16 protein-coding genes and 1 riboswitch are annotated in these 20,450 nt (G+C 72.8%); of the genes, 11 read left to right on the top strand and 5 right to left on the bottom strand.

The window, feature by feature from the left end; genetic code table 11:
- Nucleotides 1-86: 86 nt before the first annotated feature.
- A complete protein-coding gene (locus ACF1AL_RS17045) occupies nt 87-1,265 on the top strand; it encodes a citrate synthase/methylcitrate synthase (protein ID WP_391826355.1) in 1,179 nt (392 codons plus the stop codon).
- Nucleotides 1,266-1,459: 194 nt separating this feature from the next.
- Here ACF1AL_RS17045 and ACF1AL_RS17040 read toward each other — a convergent pair whose 3' ends face one another.
- Together ACF1AL_RS17040 and ACF1AL_RS17035 are read right to left on the bottom strand one after the other, a co-directional pair.
- The gene (locus ACF1AL_RS17040) at nt 1,460-1,696 is read right to left on the bottom strand and encodes a hypothetical protein (RefSeq protein ID WP_386418288.1); all 237 of its coding nucleotides are present in this window, start codon (nt 1,694-1,696) and stop codon (nt 1,460-1,462) included.
- Between the two features lie 81 nt (nt 1,697-1,777).
- Complete coding sequence (locus ACF1AL_RS17035) at nt 1,778-2,326, bottom strand: DUF6082 family protein (protein WP_384212478.1); 549 nt, start codon at nt 2,324-2,326, stop codon at nt 1,778-1,780.
- Nucleotides 2,327-2,644: 318 nt separating this feature from the next.
- Between ACF1AL_RS17035 and ACF1AL_RS17030 the strand changes: the two genes are divergently transcribed.
- A complete protein-coding gene (locus ACF1AL_RS17030; protein ID WP_391826353.1) occupies nt 2,645-3,757 on the top strand; it encodes a CobW family GTP-binding protein in 1,113 nt (370 codons plus the stop codon).
- Here ACF1AL_RS17030 and ACF1AL_RS17025 read toward each other — a convergent pair.
- Nucleotides 3,754-6,204: a DNA topoisomerase (ATP-hydrolyzing) subunit A gene (locus ACF1AL_RS17025; protein WP_391826351.1), complete on the bottom strand. Its 2,451-nt coding sequence runs from the start codon at nt 6,202-6,204 to the stop codon at nt 3,754-3,756. The two genes, ACF1AL_RS17030 and ACF1AL_RS17025, sit on opposite strands and share 4 nt — an antisense overlap.
- Before the next feature lie 362 nt (nt 6,205-6,566).
- On the opposite strand from ACF1AL_RS17025, the gene ACF1AL_RS17020 reads away from it, so the two are divergent.
- From ACF1AL_RS17020 to ACF1AL_RS17005, 4 genes are all read left to right on the top strand, one after another.
- The gene (locus ACF1AL_RS17020; protein ID WP_391821375.1) at nt 6,567-7,958 is read left to right on the top strand and encodes a M16 family metallopeptidase; all 1,392 of its coding nucleotides are present in this window, start codon (nt 6,567-6,569) and stop codon (nt 7,956-7,958) included.
- The gene (locus tag ACF1AL_RS17015) at nt 7,955-9,343 is read left to right on the top strand and encodes a M16 family metallopeptidase (protein ID WP_391821374.1); all 1,389 of its coding nucleotides are present in this window, start codon (nt 7,955-7,957) and stop codon (nt 9,341-9,343) included. Before ACF1AL_RS17020 ends, ACF1AL_RS17015 begins: the two co-directional genes overlap by 4 nt.
- A 690-nt stretch (nt 9,344-10,033) precedes the next feature.
- A riboswitch (cyclic di-AMP (ydaO/yuaA leader) is annotated at nt 10,034-10,187 on the top strand.
- Between the two features lie 12 nt (nt 10,188-10,199).
- Nucleotides 10,200-10,943, top strand: a complete 744-nt coding sequence (locus ACF1AL_RS17010; protein ID WP_366836572.1) for a M23 family metallopeptidase — start codon at nt 10,200-10,202, stop codon at nt 10,941-10,943.
- Nucleotides 10,944-11,155: 212 nt separating this feature from the next.
- A complete protein-coding gene (locus tag ACF1AL_RS17005) occupies nt 11,156-11,851 on the top strand; it encodes a GntR family transcriptional regulator (protein ID WP_366836573.1) in 696 nt (231 codons plus the stop codon).
- A gap of 268 nt (nt 11,852-12,119) precedes the next feature.
- Here the strand turns inward: ACF1AL_RS17005 and ACF1AL_RS17000 are convergent, their stop codons facing one another.
- Nucleotides 12,120-12,401 (bottom strand): HPr family phosphocarrier protein, encoded by a 282-nt coding sequence (locus tag ACF1AL_RS17000; RefSeq protein ID WP_103783706.1) that lies wholly within the window; start codon nt 12,399-12,401, stop codon nt 12,120-12,122.
- 179 nt (nt 12,402-12,580) lie between these two features.
- Between ACF1AL_RS17000 and ACF1AL_RS16995 the strand changes: the two genes are divergently transcribed.
- The 4 genes from ACF1AL_RS16995 to ACF1AL_RS16980 all read left to right on the top strand — a co-directional run bounded on the left by ACF1AL_RS16995 (nt 12,581) and on the right by ACF1AL_RS16980 (nt 18,456).
- Complete coding sequence (locus ACF1AL_RS16995; protein ID WP_391821373.1) at nt 12,581-15,631, top strand: GNAT family N-acetyltransferase; 3,051 nt, start codon at nt 12,581-12,583, stop codon at nt 15,629-15,631.
- 308 nt (nt 15,632-15,939) lie between these two features.
- Nucleotides 15,940-16,536 (top strand): DUF5998 family protein, encoded by a 597-nt coding sequence (locus ACF1AL_RS16990; RefSeq protein WP_366836575.1) that lies wholly within the window; start codon nt 15,940-15,942, stop codon nt 16,534-16,536.
- Nucleotides 16,536-17,726: an alkaline phosphatase family protein gene (locus ACF1AL_RS16985; protein ID WP_391821372.1), complete on the top strand. Its 1,191-nt coding sequence runs from the start codon at nt 16,536-16,538 to the stop codon at nt 17,724-17,726. The genes ACF1AL_RS16990 and ACF1AL_RS16985 overlap by 1 nt, the downstream gene beginning before the upstream one ends.
- Before the next feature lie 79 nt (nt 17,727-17,805).
- Nucleotides 17,806-18,456, top strand: a complete 651-nt coding sequence (locus tag ACF1AL_RS16980; RefSeq protein ID WP_366836577.1) for a thymidine kinase — start codon at nt 17,806-17,808, stop codon at nt 18,454-18,456.
- Here ACF1AL_RS16980 and ACF1AL_RS16975 read toward each other — a convergent pair.
- Complete coding sequence (locus ACF1AL_RS16975; protein ID WP_384212455.1) at nt 18,453-19,262, bottom strand: VOC family protein; 810 nt, start codon at nt 19,260-19,262, stop codon at nt 18,453-18,455. The two genes, ACF1AL_RS16980 and ACF1AL_RS16975, sit on opposite strands and share 4 nt — an antisense overlap.
- Before the next feature lie 288 nt (nt 19,263-19,550).
- Here ACF1AL_RS16975 and ACF1AL_RS16970 point away from each other — a divergent pair, with 288 nt between their 5' ends.
- The gene (locus ACF1AL_RS16970) at nt 19,551-20,402 is read left to right on the top strand and encodes a sulfurtransferase (protein WP_391821371.1); all 852 of its coding nucleotides are present in this window, start codon (nt 19,551-19,553) and stop codon (nt 20,400-20,402) included.
- Nucleotides 20,403-20,450 lie beyond the last annotated feature (48 nt).

Raw genomic sequence — 20,450 nt, 5'->3', positions numbered from 1 at the left:
CTGCATTGATTGAATCAACGTTGACAGGATTCAAGTCAAGCATAGACAGTCGAATCAATACCGAGGAGGAAAGCCGAGGAGGACACATGTCCGTCAGTGGATCCGCCACCAGGTCTGCCGCCCCTTTGATCGAGGCGCCGCGCGGTCTGGCAGGCGTCGTCGTGACCGACACCGAGATCGGTGACGTCCGCGGGCTGGAGGGCTTCTACCACTACCGCCAGTACTCCGCCGTGGATCTCGCCCGCACCCGCTCCTTCGAGGACGTCTGGCACCTGCTGATCTTCGGGGAGCTCCCGGACGCCGAGCGCGGCGCCGCCTTCGCCGCCCGGACCGCGGCGCTGCGGCGACTGCCCGACGGGGTGCGGGCCGCACTCCCGGCCATCGCGGCGGCCGGCTCCGCCTCCGGACCGCTGGCCGGGATGCGGACCGCGCTGTCGTTGCTGGGCGCCGCGCAGGGCTTCCGTCCGGTGTACGACATCGACGCCGACCGGCGACGGCAGGACACGCTCGTGGCCGCGGCGGCCGTACCGACGCTGCTGACGGCGCTGCACCGGCTGGGGCGGGGGCTGGAGCCGGTGGAGCCCCGCGAGGACCTTTCGTACGCCGCGAACTATCTGTACATGCTCACCGGGACGGAGCCCGACCCGGAGCGGGCGCGGGCGATCGAGCAGTACTTGATCTCCACCATTGATCACGGCTTCAACGCGTCCACCTTCACGGGGCGCGTCATCGCGTCGACGGGCGCGGATGTGGCCGCCTGCCTGGTCGGCGCGGTGGGGGCGCTGTCCGGGCCGTTGCACGGCGGGGCGCCGAGCCGGGCGCTCGACACGCTGGACGCGATCGGGAGCCCCGACCGCGTCGACACGTGGATACGGGACCGGGTGCTGTCCGGAGAGCGGATCATGGGCTTCGGGCACGCGATCTACCGCACCGAGGACCCTCGTTCACGGATGCTCCGCGAGATCGCGCAGAGCTTCGGCGGCCCCCGCGTCGACTTCGCCGTCGAGGTGGAACGCCGGGTCGAGGCGATCCTCGCCGAACTGAAACCGGGCCGCGAGCTGCACACCAACGTGGAGTTCTACGCGGGTGTGGTCATGGAACTGTGCGGCCTGCCCCGCGAGATGTTCACCCCGACGTTCGCGGCGGCCCGGGTGGTGGGCTGGAGCGCCAACCTCCTGGAACAGGCGGAGGACAAGAAGATCATCCGTCCGGTGGCGCGGTATGTGGGGCCGCAGGCGCCGGCGCGGGTGCCGGCGGCGGTCTGAGTCAGGCGCATGCCGTAACCCCCGGCATACGTGGGGCCTGGTGCCGGTTTGCGGCGCCAGGCCTTGTGGGCGTCGGGCGGGAGCGGGGTGCCGGGCTGCTCGACGGGTGGGGGACCGGCGCGGTGTGCGGTTGGCGTGCGGCCGGTGCGTGAGAGACGCGTGCGCTCCGAGGGGCGGACGGTCGCCGACGGACGTCAGGCGTCCGGGATGTCCGCCTTGGCGCGGATCAGTGTCTCCCGGCTGACGATGACGATGCGCTCGTAGTCGGCGCGGGAGGCGTCTGAGGGGAGCTCACGCTCCAGCTCGGCGGTGGCCTCCGTGCCGATGACGGCGAAGTTGCCGTCGCTCAGTTCGAAGACGTCGGGGCAGTTCGCCCCTGAGTTGCTGCCCCGGGCGCTGGGAGGAACACCGATGCGGCGCACGATCTTCAAGGGGTTACCGGTCCTTATGAGGATTCTGGTGACAGTGCAGGGCAGCACCGTACAAGTAACCGGCGGCAAGTGAAGGGAACATCACTCGGACGGAGGGATGCCGACCACCCACCACTCGTCCGTGTCCGCTTCGTCCAGTTCCCTCGCCAGGTCGTCCACCATGCGTCCGAGGCGCGCCTCCTCGGAGGACTCCACCAGCGTCGCCCGCATGGCGCGGGACGCGTCCCAGTAGTCCCGGAAGGCCGGGTTCTGCAAGAACTCCCGCAGATGGCTGTACAGCTCCTCCCGGGTCAGCAGTCCCGCGCGGTAGACGTGGAACAGATAGGCGTACCAGGCGTTGGCGTACAGGAACTGGCGGCGCTTCTCCGCCGGGATGCTCTTGTCGTAGGTGTCGATCACCGGCGCGAGTGTGGGGTCGTCGATGGCCTTGGTGAGCAGCTCCCAGTGCATGCGCTGCTGATGGGCGAGGGCCTGGCGGCGTGAGGCCAGTTCTTCGAGTTCGAGTCGCTTCAGCTGCAGTCGTTCCGCTTCGAGCCGGTGCCGGCGGGACGCCAGCGTCATTCCGGCCGCGGCGAGCAGCAGGCCTGCGGCGGAGCCGAACCTCCCTGCGACAGACTTCCGTGTGACCATGTCAACCCCCGAATCAGGCGGCCGTCCGCCGGTCGTCGGGTGTGGGCCGAATGACGGGGACCGGCGAGCGATGGGCGGCGCTTGCCGCCTCCAGGGTGCCGAGCGGCTCTGATCGGCGGGGAGGCGGAGAGGAGGCGCACGGAGGGAAGCGAGGGTCGCACAATCCGGCGCCTTCCCCACATCTGCCCCGCAAGAGCTGCTAACAATCGTTCACTTCGCGGTGATTCTTTCGGCTCGTATCCTGGGTCGGCACGGAACTTCCCCGACGTACGCCGGCCCGCGAGCCGGAGTGCGCACAGGCGTGAGAGAGGTCGCACGGTGGGTCAGAGCCCGAGCCCCCAGCAGAGCCCGAGCCCGCAGATCCCGGTCGTCGTACTCGCCGGATTCCTTGGTTCCGGCAAGACCACGCTTCTCAACCACCTCCTGCACCGCAGCGGCGGCAGCCGTATCGGCGCGATCGTCAACGACTTCGGGGCCATCGAGATCGACGCCATGGCGGTCGCGGGCGCGCTCGGCGACTCCACGGTCTCCCTGGGCAACGGATGCCTGTGCTGTGCCGTCGACGCGAGCGAACTTGATCAATACCTTGACCGGCTCGTCCAGCCGTCCCTGGGCATCGACGTCGTCGTGATCGAGGCCAGCGGACTGGCCGAGCCGCAGGAACTCGTCCGCATGCTGCTGGCCAGCGAGAACCCGCGGGTCGTCTACGGCGGGCTCGTCGAGGTGGTGGACGCCGCGGAGTTCGACGACACCCGGGCCCGTCACCCGGAGATCGACCGGCATCTCGCCCTCGCCGATCTGGTCGTCGTCAACAAGCTCGACCGGGCCGCCGACGGCGAGCGCGTCCTGGGGCTCGTCCGCTCTCTCACCGACCGGGCCGCCGTCGTCCCCGCCACCTACGGCCGGATCGACCCGGAGTTCCTCTTCGACTGCCGGCCCAGCGAGGAGCGCATCGGCCAGCTCTCCTTCGACGACCTGCACTTCCATGACGACGAGGCAGGCGACCACGGCGGGCATCTGCACACCGGGTACGACAGCCTGGGCTTCACCTCGGAGCTGCCCCTGGAACCCCGGCGGCTGATGGAGTTCCTCGACAGCCGGCCCGAGGGCCTGTACCGGATCAAGGGGTACGTCGACTTCGGTCCGTACGACCCCCGTAACCGGTACGCCGTCCACGCCGTCGGGCGGTTCCTGCGCTTCTACCCCGAGCCGTGGGCCCCGGCGGACACCCGGCTCACCCAGCTCGTCCTCATCGGCGCCGGCATCGACACCGACGCCCTCGCCAAGCAGCTCGACGCGTGCAAGAACGACGCCCCGCACGCCGACGAGCACGGCATGTGGGGCGTCCTTCGTTACGTCCGCGACCCGGAGGGCGACCCGGAAGACGGCCCCGAGGACGAGCCCGGGGCCGCCGACGAGCCGTCGGTCTAGACCGGGCCGGCCACCGCCGCGACCGTCTTCGGCAGCGACACGCCCGAGCCGTCGCGGCGCGGGTCCGGCTCCGGCAGTTCGGCCGGCGTGCCGTTCTTCTGCGCGGCCCGGGCCGGCGCGGGTCCCGCCCAGGCCACGGACAGGCAGTCCTCGCCCTTCAGGAACCGCTGGCAGCGCACCCCACCGGTGGCCCGGCCCTTGCGCGGGTACTGGTCGAACGGCGTCAGCTTGGCCGTCGTCTGCACCGAGTCGTCCAGCGTGCCGCGCGATCCCGCGACCGTGAAGACGACGGCGTCCGCCGCCGGGTCCACCGCGGTGAACGAGATGACCTTCGCGCCGTCGGCGAGCTTGATGCCCGCCATGCCGCCCGCCGGCCGCCCCTGCGGACGCACCTGCGCCGCCTGGAAGCGCAGCAGCTGGGCGTCGTCCGTGATGAAGACCAGGTCCTCCTCACCGGTGCGCAGCTCGACCGCGCCGACGATCCGGTCGCCATCCTTGAGGGTGATGACCTCCAGCTCCTCCTTGTTGGCCGGGTAGTCGGGCACCACGCGCTTGACGACGCCCTGCTCGGTGCCGAGCGCCAGACCGGGGGAGGTCTCGTCGAGCGTGGTCAGGCACACCACCCGCTCGTCGCCCTCCAGCGACACGAACTCCGTGAGCGGCGCCCCGCCCGAGAGGTTCGGCGCGGCCGCCGTGTCCGGCAGCTGCGGCAGGTCGATCACGTTCAGCCGCAGCAGCCGGCCGGCGGACGTGACCACGCCGATCTCACCGCGCGCCGTCGTCGACACCGCCGAGACGATCACGTCGTGCTTGGTGCGCCGGCCGTCGCCGTCCTCGAAGGGATCGGCGGTCGCCGTGCGGGCCAGCAGACCCGTCGAGGACAGCAGCACACGGCAGGGGTCGTCGGCGACCTGCAGCGGCACCGTGGCCGCCGTGGCGCCCGCGGACTCCAGCAGGACCGTACGCCGGTCGGTGCCGAACTTCTTCGCCACGACCGCCAGTTCGTTGGAGACCAGCTTGCGCAGCTCGGCGTCCGACTCCAGGATCCGCGTCAGCTCCTCGATCTCGGCGTTGAGCCGGTCCTTCTCCGCCTCCAGCTCGATGCGGTCGTACTTGGTGAGCCGGCGCAGCGGCGTGTCGAGGATGTACTGGGTCTGGACCTCGCTGAGCGAGAAGCGCTCCATCAGGCGCTGCTTGGCCTGCGCGGAGTTCTCGCTGGAGCGGATCAGCCGGATCACCTCGTCGATGTCGACGAGCGCCGTCAGCAGGCCCTCCACCAGGTGCAGCCGGTCGCGCTTCTTGGTGCGGCGGAACTCCGAGCGGCGCCGCACCACGTCGAAGCGGTGGTCGAGGTAGACCTCCAGCAGCTCCTTCAGGCCCAGCGTCAGCGGCTGGCCGTCGACCAGCGCGACGTTGTTGATGCCGAAGGACTCCTCCATCGGCGTCAGCTTGTACAGCTGCTCCAGAACCGCCTCCGGCACGAAGCCGTTCTTGATCTCGATGACCAGGCGCAGCCCGTGCTCGCGGTCGGTGAGGTCCTTGACGTCGGCGATGCCCTGCAGCTTCTTCGAACCGACCAGGTCCTTGATCTTGGCGACGACCTTCTCGGGGCCGACCGTGAAGGGCAGCTCCGTGACGACCAGGCCCTTGCGGCGCGCCGTCACGTCCTCCACGGACACCGTCGCCCGGATCTTGAAGGTGCCGCGGCCCGTCTCGTAGGCGTCGCGGATGCCGGACAGGCCGACGATGCGGCCGCCCGTGGGCAGGTCGGGGCCCGGGACGTGCTTCATCAGCGCGTCGAGGTCGGCGTTCGGGTACCTGATCAGGTGCCGCGCGGCGGCGATGACCTCGCGCAGGTTGTGCGGCGGCATGTTCGTCGCCATGCCGACCGCGATCCCGGACGAGCCGTTGACCAGCAGGTTCGGGAAGGCGGCGGGCAGGGCGACCGGCTCGCGCTCCTGGCCGTCGTAGTTGGGCTGGAAGTCGACGGTGTCCTCGTCGATCGACTCCGTCATCAGGCTCGTGGCCTCGGCCATCCGGCACTCGGTGTACCGCATGGCGGCCGGCGGGTCGTCGTTGCCGAGCGAGCCGAAGTTGCCGTGCCCGTCGACCAGCGGCACGCGCATGGAGAACGGCTGCGCCATGCGCACCAGGGCGTCGTAGATCGACGCGTCGCCGTGCGGGTGCAGCTTGCCCATGACCTCGCCGACGACACGGGCGCACTTGACGTAGCCGCGCTCGGGGCGCAGGCCCATCTCGTTCATCTGGTAGACGATGCGGCGGTGCACCGGCTTGAGGCCGTCCCGGGCGTCCGGCAGGGCGCGGGAGTAGATGACCGAGTACGCGTACTCGAGGAAGGAGCCCTGCATCTCGTCGACGACGTCGATGTCGAGGATCTTCTCCTCGAAGTCGTCGGGCGGCGGGGTCTTCGTGCTGCGGCGGGCCATCGCTGCCTGGCTCCTTGCTGAAGCGTGAACGGTATCTGACGCGGACCATTGTGGACCGTGGGACTGACAAGCCGGGCCCGGACCCTCTGCGCGAGCCACGGGGAGTCCCCGCGCCCGGCTCGGCGCGAGTCACGGGGCGTCCCCGTCCCCGGCTCGGCGCGAGCCGTGCGGAGTCCCCGCACCCGGCCTCACGGAGCCGTACCGGACCTCCGCGGCCGGAGCGTTTGCGGCAGGCTACGCGATCTCGCTGTCGGCGTACGTCGTGCGGGAACTTCGCCGCCGGTCCGCACGCTTGCATACAGTGGCAGGACCGGCAGGAAACGCGCGGTTTCACGACCGCCTCCGCGATCGAAGGGACGTACATGCCCATGGGTCACACGGCCACAGCCGAGGCAGGCTCCGGCGGCCTGACAGCAACCGAGCACCGCCTGGCCAACGGCCTGCGCGTGGTGCTCTCCGAGGACCACCTGACCCCGGTCGCGGCGGTCTGCCTCTGGTACGACGTCGGCTCACGCCACGAAGTCAAGGGGCGTACCGGCCTGGCTCACCTTTTCGAGCACCTGATGTTCCAGGGCTCCGCCCAGGTCAAGGGCAACGGTCACTTCGAGCTGGTGCAGGGCGCCGGCGGCTCGCTGAACGGCACCACCAGCTTCGAGCGCACGAACTACTTCGAGACCATGCCCGCCCACCAGCTGGAGCTGGCGCTCTGGCTGGAGGCCGACCGCATGGGCTCGCTGCTGGCCGCCCTGGACGAGGAGTCCATGGAGAACCAGCGCGACGTCGTCAAGAACGAGCGCCGCCAGCGCTACGACAACGTCCCCTACGGCACCGCCTTCGAGCGGCTGACCGCGCTCGCCTACCCCGAGGGCCACCCCTACCACCACACGCCGATCGGCTCCATGGCGGACCTGGACGCGGCCACCCTGGAGGACGCGCGCCAGTTCTTCCGCACCTACTACGCGCCGAACAACGCGGTGCTGTCGGTCGTCGGCGACATCGACCCCCAGCAGACGCTCGCCTGGATCGAGAAGTACTTCGGCTCCATCCCGGCCCACGACGGCAAGCCCGCGCCGCGCGACGGCACGCTGCCCGACATCATCGGCAGCCAGCTGCGCGAGGTCGTCCACGAGGAGGTCCCGGCCCGCGCGCTGATGGCCGCCTACCGGCTGCCGCACGACGGCACGCGCGCGTGCGACGCGGCCGACCTGGCGCTGACCATCCTGGGCGGCGGCGAGTCCTCCCGCCTGTACAACCGGCTCGTGCGCCGCGACCGCACGGCCGTCGCGGCCGGCTTCGGCCTGCTGCGGCTGGCCGGCGCGCCCTCCCTGGGCTGGCTGGACGTGAAGACCTCCGGCGACGTCGAGGTGCCCGTCATCGAGACCGCTATCGACGAGGAGCTCGCCCGGTTCGCCGCGGAGGGCCCCACGCCGGAGGAAATGGAACGCGCCCAGGCCCAGTTGGAGCGCGAGTGGCTGGACCGGCTCGGCACCGTCGCCGGCCGCGCCGACGAACTGTGCCGCTACGCCGTCCTGTTCGGCGACCCGCAGCTCGCCCTCACCGCCGTCCAGCGCGTGCTGGAGGTGGCGCCCGAGGAGGTGCAGGAGGTCGCCAAGGCCCGTCTGCGTCCCGACAACCGCGCCGTGCTCGTGTACGAGCCGAAGACGCAGGCAGCCCCGGACGCCGCCGTGCCCGAGGACCCCGAGCAGGAAGCGACCGTAGAGGCCGGCAACGACGACGAGGAGACGGCCAAGTGACCGAGCTCGCCACCATGGAGTTCCACCCGCAGCCCCAGGCGGGCGAGGCCAAGCCGTGGGCGTTCCCGGCCCCCGAGCGGGGCACGCTCGACAACGGCCTGACCGTGCTGCGCTGCCACCGCCCCGGCCAGCAGGTCGTCGCCGTCGAGGTGATCCTCGACGCGCCCCTGGACGCCGAGCCGGCCGGCCTCGACGGCGTCGCCACGATCATGGCGCGCGCCTTCTCCGAGGGCACCGACAAGCACACCGCCGAGGAGTTCGCCGCCGAGCTGGAGCGCGCCGGCGCCACCCTCGACGCGCACGCCGACCACCCCGGCGTCCGCATCAGCCTGGAGGTGCCCGCCTCCCGGCTGGCCAAGGGCCTCGGCCTGGTCGCCGACGCGCTCCGGGCGCCCGCCTTCGCCGACAGCGAGGTCGAGCGGCTGGTGCGCAACCGCCTCGACGAGATCCCGCACGAGCTGGCCAACCCCTCCCGCCGCGCCGCGAAGGAGCTGTCCAAGGAGCTCTTCCCGGCGACCTCGCGCATGTCCCGCCCGCGCCAGGGCACCGAGGACACGGTCACCGCGATCGACGCGGCCGCCGTGCGGGCCTTCTACGAGCGGCACGTACGCCCCGCCACCGCCACCGCGGTCGTCGTCGGCGACTTGACCGGCATCGACCTGGACGCGCTCCTCGGCGACACCCTGGGCGCCTGGACGGGCTCGCGCACCGAGCCGCGGCCCGTGCCGGCGGTGACGGCCGACGACACCGGCCGCGTCGTCATCGTCGACCGTCCCGGCGCCGTCCAGACGCAGCTGCTCATCGGGCGGATCGGCCCCGACCGGCACGACCGCGTGTGGCCGGCGCAGGTGCTCGGCACGTACTGCCTCGGCGGCACCCTCACCTCCCGCCTGGACCGCGTCCTGCGCGAGGAGAAGGGCTACACCTACGGCGTGCGCGCCTTCAGCCAGGTGCTGCGTTCCGCCCCCGACGGCTCGGGCGCCGCGATGCTCGCCATCAGCGGTTCCGTCGACACGCCGAACACCGGTCCGGCGCTCGACGACCTCTTCACCGTGCTGCGCACCCTGGCGGCCGAGGGCCTGACCGACGCCGAACGCGACGTCGCCGTACAGAACCTCGTCGGGGTGGCCCCGCTGAAGTACGAGACCGCGGCGGCCGTCGCGGGCACGCTGGCCGACCAGGTCGAGCAGCACCTGCCGGACGACTACCAGGCGGCGCTGTACCAGCAGCTCGCCGCGACCGGCACCGTCGAGGCCACCGCGGCCGTCGTGAACGCGTTCCCGGTGGACCGCCTGGTGACCGTTCTGGTCGGCGACGCCGGGCAGATCAAGGAGCCCGTCGAGGCCCTCGGCATCGGCACGGTCTCGGTGGTCAGCGCGGAGTAGACGCACCCGCGCGTGCATGCCCTGCCGGCGGCGGAGCGTGCACGCGCGCGTGGCGCCCTGATGGCCTGGCGGCCGCTAGGCCCGCACACGTCGCGTCCCGGGGGCGTGAGCGCGTGCGTACCGCCCGCCCGCCGCAGTGCCGCGCGTCCAGGCGCGCGCTGCGGCCGCCTCACGGCCGCCCTGGTGCTCTACGGCCGCCCCGGTGCCCAGTGGGCGCACCGGGTACCGGGGGCCCAGGCAAGCCGATGCGCACCGTCACCGCAGATCCCCGTGGCCGCAGATACGCACAACGCGCCCACTGGCCGCAGGAGCACCCGCACCCGCACCGTGCACACCACTGGCCGCAGACGCATGCGCACCGCGAGCCCCGCTGGCCACAGGCACACCCGCACCGCGCCCCCCGGCCGCGGACACACCCGCACGCAGGGCCTTGGTGGTTGACGGACCACCAGGGGCCTTCCCCTGTCTCCCGGCGCCCCGCCCCCGCCGCCGACAGCCGCCATCCCCGCGCACCCCGCGTCGTTTGGGATCGAAGGCGTCGCATCGCCCGAATGCCCGAATTGGGGCGGAGGTTGCCTGTCTGACCTGTGGGATGCGCTACAAAACCACTGATTCGTTTGAGCTTTGAAGGTCGCTCACCGTAGCTTCATCCGGGCTGTCCGTCAGGCAGTGCGCCGCACCCGCGGCACCGGACAGCCATCGCCGAGTCCCCGTACGGCGCGAGCCAGGGGAGCCGGGGACCCACACGTCCCTGGGGTGAATCGGGCGCCCGCGAGGGGGCCCGTAGGAGACCTTCCTGCTCCGAACCCGTCAGCTAACCCGGTAGGCGAGAGGGAAGGAAAGGATCAGCCACCACATGGCGTTCGTCTGCGCCACCGGGAAGCACCGCCGTCCGAGCCGCATGAAGCGCACCACCGCGCAGGCCGCCGGTATCGCCGCCCTCACCACCACCGGCGTCATCGGCACCCTCGCCGCCCCCGCGCTCGCGGCCGAAACCTCCGCCGAGCAGACCGGCCTGCTCCCCGTGATCACCGCCGACGACTCGGTCGCCCAGCAGATCGACGCGCAGGCCGAGGCGCAGAAGCAGGCCGCCGAGCAGAAGGCCGCCGAGGAGGCCGCGCGCAAGGCCGCCGCCGAGCGGGCCCGCGAGGCCAAGGAGCGCGCCGCCCGCGAGGCCCAGCGCAAGCTCCTGACCACGTACGTGGCCCCGATCGCTCACTCGTACGTCTCCACGGGGTACGAGGCGAGCAGCTCCCTGTGGTCCTCCGGCCACCACACCGGCATCGACTTCCACGCCGCGACCGGCACCACGGTGCACGCGGTCGGCTACGGCACCGTCGTCGAGACCGGCTGGGGCGGCGCCTACGGCAACCAGATCGTCATCCGCATGCACGACGGCACGTACACCCAGTACGGGCACCTGTCGTCGATCGGCGTCGTCGTGGGCCAGCAGGTCGTGGCCGGCCAGCAGATAGGCCTGTCCGGCGCCACCGGCAACGTCACCGGTCCGCACCTGCACTTCGAGGCGCGCACCTCCCCGGAGTACGGCTCCGACATCGACCCGGTCGCCTATCTGCGCGCGCACGGCGTCAACCTCTGACGTCCCCGGCAGCAAGCGTCGAACGAAAGCCCCGGATCACCGAGCCGGGGCTTTCGCCGTTTTTCCGCCCCTCCACCCCGTCCCGCCATCCTGCCGACCAAAAAATATCCATGGAATCCGGCCCGCCGTCGGAAATTCCGGCCCCTTGGAATAGAGTCACGGAACACGCGTCCATCGTCGGCGTTTCACGGGGATCAAGACGGAGGTCGGACATGCGTATTCCGGCGCATTCGGTGTGCACGGCGATCCGGGACGACATCGTCGCCGGTATCCACGAGCGCGGCAGCCGGCTCACCGAGGAAGTGCTCGCCCGCCGCTACGGCGTCTCCCGGGTACCGGTGCGCGAGGCGCTGCGCACCCTGGAGGCCGAGGGTTTCGTCGTGACGCGGCGGCACGCGGGCGCGTGCGTGGCCGAGCCCACCGAGCAGGACGCGGCCGATCTGCTGGAGATGCGGACGCTGCTGGAGCCGCTGGGTGCCGCGCGGGCCGCCCAGCGGCGCACCGAGGCGCATCTGAAGGTGCTGCGCGGCCTGGTGCGGCTCGGCCGGGAGCGCGCCCGGCACGGCACCGGTGACGAGCTGCGCTCCCTGGACGGCTGGTTCCACGAGACGCTCGCCCAGGCCTGCGGCAGCCAGGCCCTGACCGCGGCGCTCACCCAGCTGCGGCACAAGATCGCCTGGCTGTACACGGTGGAGCCGTCGGCCGGCCCCGTGGACGTGTGGGCGGAGCACGGCGCCATCGTGGACGCGGTGGCGCGCGGCGACAGCGAGCGGGCGCGGGCGGTTGCCGCGCTGCACACCGAGCGCTCCACGGCCGCCCACCGGCTGCGCCGCCCCGGCGCCGGCGACCGCCCCGAGCGCGTGAGGACTTCGCAACATGCCGTCAACACACCGGGCCTGCGGCATTAACACGGGCGCCGTATACAAAGAGTGGGATATTCGGTTCCTGCCCTCGGGGTCGAATAATGAGACCTGCTCATGACCCGCTCATCGGCGCGCCCATTTCCCGGGCACTCCGCGAATTCCGCGGACGTACCCACCGTAAATGCCGAAAGCGCGAGACCGCACCGACCGGAAAGCGAGACCGCACCGACCGGAAAGCGCGAGACCGCGTCGACCGGAAAACGCGAAACCGCGCCGACCGGAAAGGCCGACGCGGTTTCTTTCATGCCGTGACTCAGACGGTCTCGGGGAGCTCCTCGAGGCCCTCGGAGACCAGCTTCGCCAGACGGTCCAGTGCGGCGTCCGCACCCTCGGCGTCGGACGCGAGGACGATCTCCTCGCCGCCCTGGGCGCCCAGGCCGAGGACGGCCAGCATGGAGGCCGCGTTGACCGGGGTGCCGCCGGCCTTGGCGATCGTCACCGGGACGCCTGTGGCCGTGGCGGCTCGGACGAAGATGGAGGCGGGGCGGGCGTGGAGGCCCTCGGCCCAGCCGACGTTGACGCGGCGCTCAGCCATGTGTTGCTGCCCTTCAGTTCTCAGGGTTGTCTAGACCAGTTTCCCATACGGTGAAGCATGCCCGGAGAGGTCCATGGACCCCATCCGGACGCGATCACCGGGCCTCGGCCTCGACCCGGCATCCGTCCTCCACAGAGTGCCCCGCGCCGTTGTCGTACGCGAGCCGTACTCTGGGCCCCATGCAGAGCGCGTCGGACAGGCAGGAGTACCCCGCCCACTGGGAGGCCGACGTGGTGCTGCGCGACGGCGGCACCGCGCGGATCCGCCCCATCACCGTCGATGACGCGGACCGCCTGGTCAGCTTCTACGAGCAGGTGTCGGACGAGTCGAAGTACTACCGCTTCTTCGCGCCCTACCCGCGCCTGTCCGCGAAGGACGTCCACCGCTTCACACACCACGACTTTGTGGACAGGGTGGGACTCGCGGCCACGATCGGCGGCGAGTTCATCGCAACCGTACGCTACGACCGGATCGGCGCGAACGGAATGCCCGCGTCCGCACCGGCCGACGAAGCCGAGGTCGCCTTCCTAGTCCAGGACGCCCACCAGGGCCGCGGCGTCGCCTCCGCCCTGCTCGAACACATCGCCGCCGTCGCCCGCGAGCGCGGCATCCGCCGCTTCGCCGCCGAGGTGCTGCCCGCCAACACCAAGATGATCAAGGTGTTCACGGACGCCGGGTACACCCAGAAGCGCAGCTTCGAGGACGGCGTCGTCCGCCTGGAGTTCGACCTGGAGCCCACCGAGCGCTCCCTCGCCGTGCAGTACGCGCGCGAGCAGCGCGCCGAGGCCCGCTCCGTGCAACGGCTGCTCATGCCCGGCTCGGTCGCCGTCGTCGGCACCGGCCGCGCCCTGGGCGGCGTCGGCCGCAGCATCCTCGGCAACCTCCGCGAGGGCGGCTTCACCGGCCGCCTGTACGCCGTGAACCGCGCCTTCGGGCCCGACGTCACCGAGCTGGACGGCGTGCCCGCCCACCGCTCGGTGCGCGAGATCGACGGCCCCGTCGACCTCGCCGTCGTCGCCGTCCCGGCCGACCACGTGCCCGCGATCGTCACCGAGTGCGGCGAGCACGGCGTGCAGGGCCTCGTGGTGATCTCCGCCGGGTACGCCGAGAGCGGCCCCGACGGACGTGAGCGCCAGCGCGAACTCGTCCGCCAGGCACGCACGTACGGCATGCGGATCATCGGCCCCAACGCCTTCGGCGTCATCAACACCTCCGCGGACGTCCGGCTGAACGCCTCCCTGGCCCCCGAGATGCCGCGCCCGGGCCGCATCGGCCTGTTCGCCCAGTCCGGCGCCATCGGTATCGCCCTGCTGTCCCGGCTGCACCGGCGCGGCGGCGGTGTCACCGGCGTCACCGGCGTGTCGACCTTCGTCTCCTCCGGCAACCGTGCGGACGTCTCCGGCAACGACGTCCTGCAGTACTGGTACGACGACCCGGACACCGACGTGGCCCTGATGTACCTGGAGTCCATCGGCAACCCGCGCAAGTTCACCCGCCTCGCCCGGCGTACGGCGGCCGCGAAGCCGCTGGTCGTCGTCCAGAGCGCCGGCTCCGCGCCGCAGGGGCACGCCGTCCGGGCGACCCGCCTGCCGCACGCCACGGTGTCCGCGCTGCTGCGCCAGGCCGGCGTCATCCGCGTCGACACGATCACCGAGCTGGTCGACGCGGGCCTCCTGCTCGCCCGCCAGCCGCTGCCCGCCGGACCGCGCGTGGCGATCCTCGGCAACTCCGAGTCCCTGGGCGTGCTCACCTACGACCAGTGCCTGGCCCACGGCCTGCGCCCGCACCCCCCGCTGGACCTGACCACCGCGGCCTCGGCCGAGGACTTCCGCGCCGCACTGGCGCACGCCCTCGCCGACGACACCTGCGACGCCGTCGTGGTGACCGCCATCCCGGCGATCGGCGAGGGCTCCCCGGGCGACGCGGAGCTGGCGCAGGCCCTGCGCTCCGCGGTGGCGGCCGCCCCCGGCAAGCCGGTGCTGGTGGTGCACGTCGAACTCGGCGGCCTGGCGGAGGCCCTGTCCGCCGCGGCCAGCACCGCGCCGCAGACGGACACGCGCGTACCGGCCACGCCGGGCCGCGGCGGCACCCCCGCCGCGCCCGTCCCCGGTGCCGGGGCGCGGACGGCGACGGCAGGCGCACCGGCGGTGACGCCGGCGCCGGACGGCAGGGGGCTGACGGCCACGACCGACGGCGCGGGACCGACGGTCGGCCGCACGGGGCTCACGACCGGCGGCGCGGGACTCACGAGCGGCGGCGCGGGACCGACGATCGGCTGGGGCGCCACGGCCCCGGCGACGACTCCCGCAGACCCCGCACCCCCCGCCGACACGCCCGACGGCCCGCCCGCCGGCGCCCCCGAGGACACCCACCTGATCCCCGCCTACCCCGCCGCCGAGCGGGCCGTCCGCGCGCTGGCCGAGGCCGTGCGGTACGCCCAGTGGCGCCGCGAGGCCGCCGACCCCGGCAAGGTGCCCGAGTACGACGACATCGACGTCAAGGGCGCCGCCCGCCGTATCGACGCCCTGCTGGCCCGCGGCCAGGGCCTGACGCTCTCCGCCGAGGACACCGGCGAACTCCTCGGTCACTACGGCATCCACGTCCGCCCCGCCCTGCCCGCGCCCACCCCGGACGACGCCGCCGAGGCCGCCCGCGCCCTCGGCTACCCGGTCGCCCTCAAGGCCACCGCCCCGCACCTCAGGCACCGCGCCGACCTCGGCGGCGTACGCCTGGACCTGGCGGACGAGGAGCAACTGCGCCGGGCCTACACCGAGTTGACTGAGCTGTTCGGCAAGCCGGAGGAGCTGCGGCCGGTGGTGCAGGTCATGGCACCGCGCGGTGTCGACACGGTCGTCCGGGCCGTCATCGACCCGGCCGCCGGAGCCGTGCTGTCCTTCGGCCTGGCCGGAGCGGCCTCCCAGCTGCTCGGCGACACGGCGCACCGGCTCATACCGGTCACCGACCGGGACGCGACCTCCCTGGTCAGGTCGATCCGCACGGCCCCGCTGCTGTTCGGCTGGCGCGGCTCGACGCCGGTCGACACGCCCGCCCTGGAGGAGCTGATGCTGCGAGTGTCCCGGCTGGTCGACGATCACCCCGAGGTCGTCGCGGTCACCCTGGAACCCGTCGTCGTGGCCCCGCACGGCCTGAGCGTGCTCGGCGCCTCCGTACGCCTGGCCCCGCCGCCCGCCCGCGACGACCTCGGCCCGCGCACACTGCCGGCGTACTGAGACCGCGGCCGGCCCCGACCGGACCCCGCGGCCGCGGGCGCGGCGCACGCCCCCGCGCGGTGCGGGCGTGACGCACGGACCCGCGCGTACCCCGGCCGCCGCCGGCGCGACGCACGCCCCCCCCCGCGCGGACCCCGGCCGTCGCCGGCGCGACGTACGCCCCCCGCGCGGACCCCGGCCGTCGCAGGGCCCGGCGTGCCGACGACCCGGACCGCGACCGTCCGCGGACATGACGGTCCTCACAGGTCCCCTGTCAGGCCCACCGGTACCCCGTGACGGGTCCCTCGCAGTCAGTGGTCCCCCGTAGGATGGGGCGCATGGCCAAGACCAGTACGACGACCCAGGGGCTGCGTGCGGCGATCGAACGCAGCGGCTACTACCCGGCCCTCGTGGCCGAGGCGGTGGAGGCCGCCGTGGGCGGCGAGCCCATCCGGTCGTACCTGGTCCACCAGGAGACCACCTTCGACCAGAACGAGGTGCGGCGGCACGTGACCGTGCTCGTCCTCACCGGCACCCGCTTCATCGTCAGCCACACCGACGAGCAGAGCGCCGACAGCACCTCCCCGACGCCCTACGCCACGACGTCCACGGAGTCGGTCAAGCTGGACCGGATCTCGTCGGTCGTGGTCAGCCGCGTGGTCGCCAACCCGGAGTCGTACACGCCGGGCACGCTGCCGCGCGAGGTCGTGCTGACCATCGGCTGGGGCGCCGTCTCCCGCATCGACCTGGAGCCCGCCGCCTGCGGCGACCCGAACTGCGACGCGGACCACGGCTACACCGGCAACTCCACCGCGGACGACCTGAGCCTGCGCGTCAGCGAGGCGGGTGACGGCCCGGAGACCGTCCGCCAGGCGCTCGCCTTCGCCCAGGCCATCTCCGAGGCCACGGCGGACATCACCCGCTGATGGTCCACACCGCCTGGGAGCCGCACCCGGAACCCCTCGCCCTCGCCTCCGCCCCCGTCCCCGAGTACGGCAGCGGTTCCCTGGCCGACCTGCTCCCCACCCTCGCCGCCGGCATGGGCGTGCCCGGCCTGGACGCCGCGATCCCGGAGCTGGCGCCCGCCGACCGCAACTGCGTCTTCCTGATCGACGGCCTCGGCTGGGAGCAGCTCACCGCCCACCCGGACGAGGCCCCCTTCCTCACCTCCCTGCTGGCGGCCTCGCGCGGCGGCACCGGCCGCCCGATCACCGCCGCCTACCCGGCGACCACCGCGGTCTCCCTCGCCTCCGTCGGCACCGGGCTGCCCCCGGGCCGGCACGGCCTGCCCGGCTACACCGCCCGCAACCCCGACACCGGCGAGCTGATGAACCAGCTGCGCTGGCACCCGTGGACCTCGCCGCGCCCCTGGCAGCCGTATCCCACGGTCTTCCAGCAGGCCCACGAGGCCGGGGTGCACGCCGCGCAGGTGTCCTCGCCCACCTTCGAGAACACCCCGCTCACCAAGGTCGCCCTCAGCGGCGGCACCTTCCACGGGCGGCTCACCGGCGAGGAGCGGATGGACCTCGCGGCCGAGCAACTGGCCGCCGCGGACCGCTCCCTGGTCTACACGTACTACGCCGAGCTGGACGGCTCCGGCCACCGCTACGGCGTCGCCTCCGACACCTGGCGCGGCCAGCTCATGTACGTCGACCGGCTCGCCCAGCGGCTGGCCGAGCAGCTCCCGCCGCGCAGCGCGCTGTACATCACCGCCGACCACGGCATGGTCGACATCCCGTTCGACGAGGACCACCGCATCGACTTCGACGAGGACTGGGAGCTGCGCGCCGGCGTCGCCCTGCTCGGCGGAGAGGGCCGCGCCCGGCACGTCTACGCGGTGGACGGCGCCGCGGGCGACGTCGTGACCGTCTGGCGCGAGGTGCTCGGCGACCGCTTCTGGGTCGCCTCCCGGGACGAGGCCATCGAGGCCGGCTGGTTCGGCCCGCACATCGACGACCGCGTGTACGCGCGCATCGGCGACATCGTCGCGGCCGCCCACGACGACGTGCTGCTCATCGCCTCCCAGCGGGAGCCGAACGAGTCGGCGATGGTCGGCAACCACGGCTCGATGACCCCTGCCGAACAACTCGTCCCGCTGCTCGAAGTACGCTCCTGAGGCGCCCGAAGGACGTCCACCAGGCGCCCCGCGAGCCGCCCTCCGCCCGTCTCCTCCACCGAAAGGTGCTCATCTCCCCATGCCCGAGCTGGTGTTCTTCTCCGGAACCATGGACTGCGGGAAGTCGACGCTGGCTCTGCAGATCGAGCACAACCGGTCCGCCCGCGGCCTGGCCGGCATGATCTTCACCCGCGACGACCGTGCCGGCGAGGGCAAGCTGTCCTCCCGCCTCGGCCTGGTCACCGACGCGGTGGAGGTCGCGGACGGGATGGACCTGTACGCCTATCTCGTCGACCACCTCTCGCACGGCGGCCGCGCGGACTACGTGATCGCGGACGAGGCGCAGTTCCTGGCGCCCGAGCAGATCGACCAGCTCGCGCGGATCGTCGACGACCTGGAGCTCGACGTCTACGCCTTCGGCATCACCACCGACTTCCGCACCAAGCTGTTCCCCGGCTCGCAGCGGCTCGTGGAACTGGCCGACCGGGTCGAGGTCCTCCAGGTGGAGGCCCTGTGCTGGTGCGGCGCCCGCGCCACGCACAACGCGCGCACGGTGGGCGGCGTGATGGTCGTCGAGGGCGCCCAGGTCGTCGTCGGCGACGTCAACCAGTCCGCTGACGAGATCGGCTACGAGGTGCTGTGCCGCCGTCACCACCGCCGCCGGATGACAGCCGCGACGGCCCGCGCGGCGGCCCTGTCCCCGGACGTCCTGCCGGTGTCGCCCGCCTAACCCGCGCCGGGCGGCTGGAGCAGCGAGAACCGCGCCCCTTCCGGATCCGACACGGTCGCCATGCGCCCGAACACGCTGTCCCGGGCGGGCGCGTGGACCCGGCCGCCCAGTTCCACGACCCGGGTGACGGCCTCGTCGACGTCGGCCACCTGGAAGTACGTCATCCAGTGCGGGCCCCGGTCGCGCGGCAGCGCGTGGCCCATCCCGCGGATCCCGGCGACCGGCCGGCCGCCGACGCGCAGCACCACGCGGTCCTCCGCGGTGGACGCCCGCGGCTCCTCCTCGAAGCCGAACACCGTCTCGTAGAACTTGGCGACGGTCGCCGTCTCGAAGGTCAGCAGCTCGTTCCAGACCGGGGTGCCGGGCACGCCGGTGAGGCTCGTCCCCAGATGCGCGGCGGCCTGCCAGATGCCGAACACCCCGCCCGACGGGTCGGAGCCGATCGCCAGCCGGCCGGCGTCGGCGGCGTCCAGCGGGCCGACGCCGATGGTGCCGCCGCACAGTCGCGCCGACTCCGCGGTGGTGTCCGCGTCCTCGGAGGCGAGGTACGGCGTCCAGGCGACCGGCAGATGCCGGTCCGGCGGCAACTGGCCGATGCCCGCCACCTCCCGTCCGCCGAGCAGGGCCCGCACATACGGGCCGAGCTGCTGCGGACCCGGCTGGAACTCCCAGCCGAACAGCGCCGAGTAGAACTCCTGGATCGTGGTCATCCCGTGCGCCATCAGGCTCACCCAGCAGGGTGTCCCCGGCGCGTACCGGGCGTGCGCCGTGCCGTTCCGGTCGGCCGACCCGCCTGCCTCGGTCATCGTCATCCTCTTCTCGGCCCCTCGCGGTGGCCGTGTCCCTTCCGCTCACCGGACCCGTGCGGGTACGCACACCAGCCGCGGACCTGGCCCGCCACGCGGTACGGGGCGGTCGGTACGTCGGGCCGTGCCCGGAGCGCGGTGTCCCGCACGTCGCGGTGTACCGGCGGCGGGTGTCGATGGATGGTACGGCATGTGCTCGATCCCGTACGCATGGTGACCGAGCCTGTCCGGCCGAGCAGAGTAGCCGGACCCGGGCGATGCGGCCACCCCGTGCGCGAGGATGGGGCCATGAACGCCATCATCTCCGCATCCGAACTCGCCGGTGAGCTGGCCGGCGCCCACCCGCCGGTCCTGCTGGACGTCCGCTGGCAGCTGAGCGTGGCCAAGGCGGCCGGCGAGCCGCCGTTCGACGGCCGTGCCGCGTACGAGGAGGGGCACATCCCCGGCGCCGTCTTCGTCGACCTGGACCGGGAGTTGGCGTCCGCGCCGGGCCCGTCCGGCCGCCACCCGCTGCCCGACCTCGACGTGTTCCGTACGGCGATGCGCCGGTCCGGCGTGTCGGCGGCGCGGCCGGTGGTCGTCTACGACGGCGGGCAGGGCTGGGCCGCGGCACGCGCGTGGTGGCTGCTGCGGTGGACGGGTCACCCGGACGTGAGGGTCCTCGACGGCGGGTTGACGGCGTGGGAGGGCGAGCTGGAGACGGCGGTGCCGCAGCCGGCGGAGGGCGACTTCGAGCCGGTGCCGGGTACCGTGGGGCTGCTCGACGCGGACGGGGCGGCCGCGCTGGCCCGCACGGGGCTGCTGCTCGATGCGCGGGCGGGGGAGCGGTACCGGGGCGAGGTGGAGCCGATCGACCGGGTCGGCGGCCACATCCCGGGCGCGGTCTCCGCGCCGACGACGGACAACGTCGGCCCCGACGGCCGCTTCCTGCCCGCGGAGGAGCTCGGCGCCCGCTTCAAGGACCTCGGCGCGGCCGGCGGCACGGAGGTCGGCGTGTACTGCGGCTCGGGCGTCTCCGGGGCGCACGAGGTGCTGGCCCTGGCGGTGGCGGGCATCCCGGCGGCCCTGTACGTCGGTTCGTGGTCGGAGTGGTCCTCCGACCCGACCCGCCCGGTCGCGACGGGACCTGACCCGCAGTAGCCGCAACGCCGGGCCGTCCGGGGCGGGATGACGACTCCGCTCCGGACG

The organism is Streptomyces sp. NPDC014801 (assembly GCF_043082085.1).
Taxonomy (GTDB): Bacteria; Actinomycetota; Actinomycetes; order Streptomycetales; family Streptomycetaceae; genus Streptomyces.
Note: the sequence above shows the minus strand (reverse complement) of the source record. Positions and strands in the feature narration are given on the sequence as shown.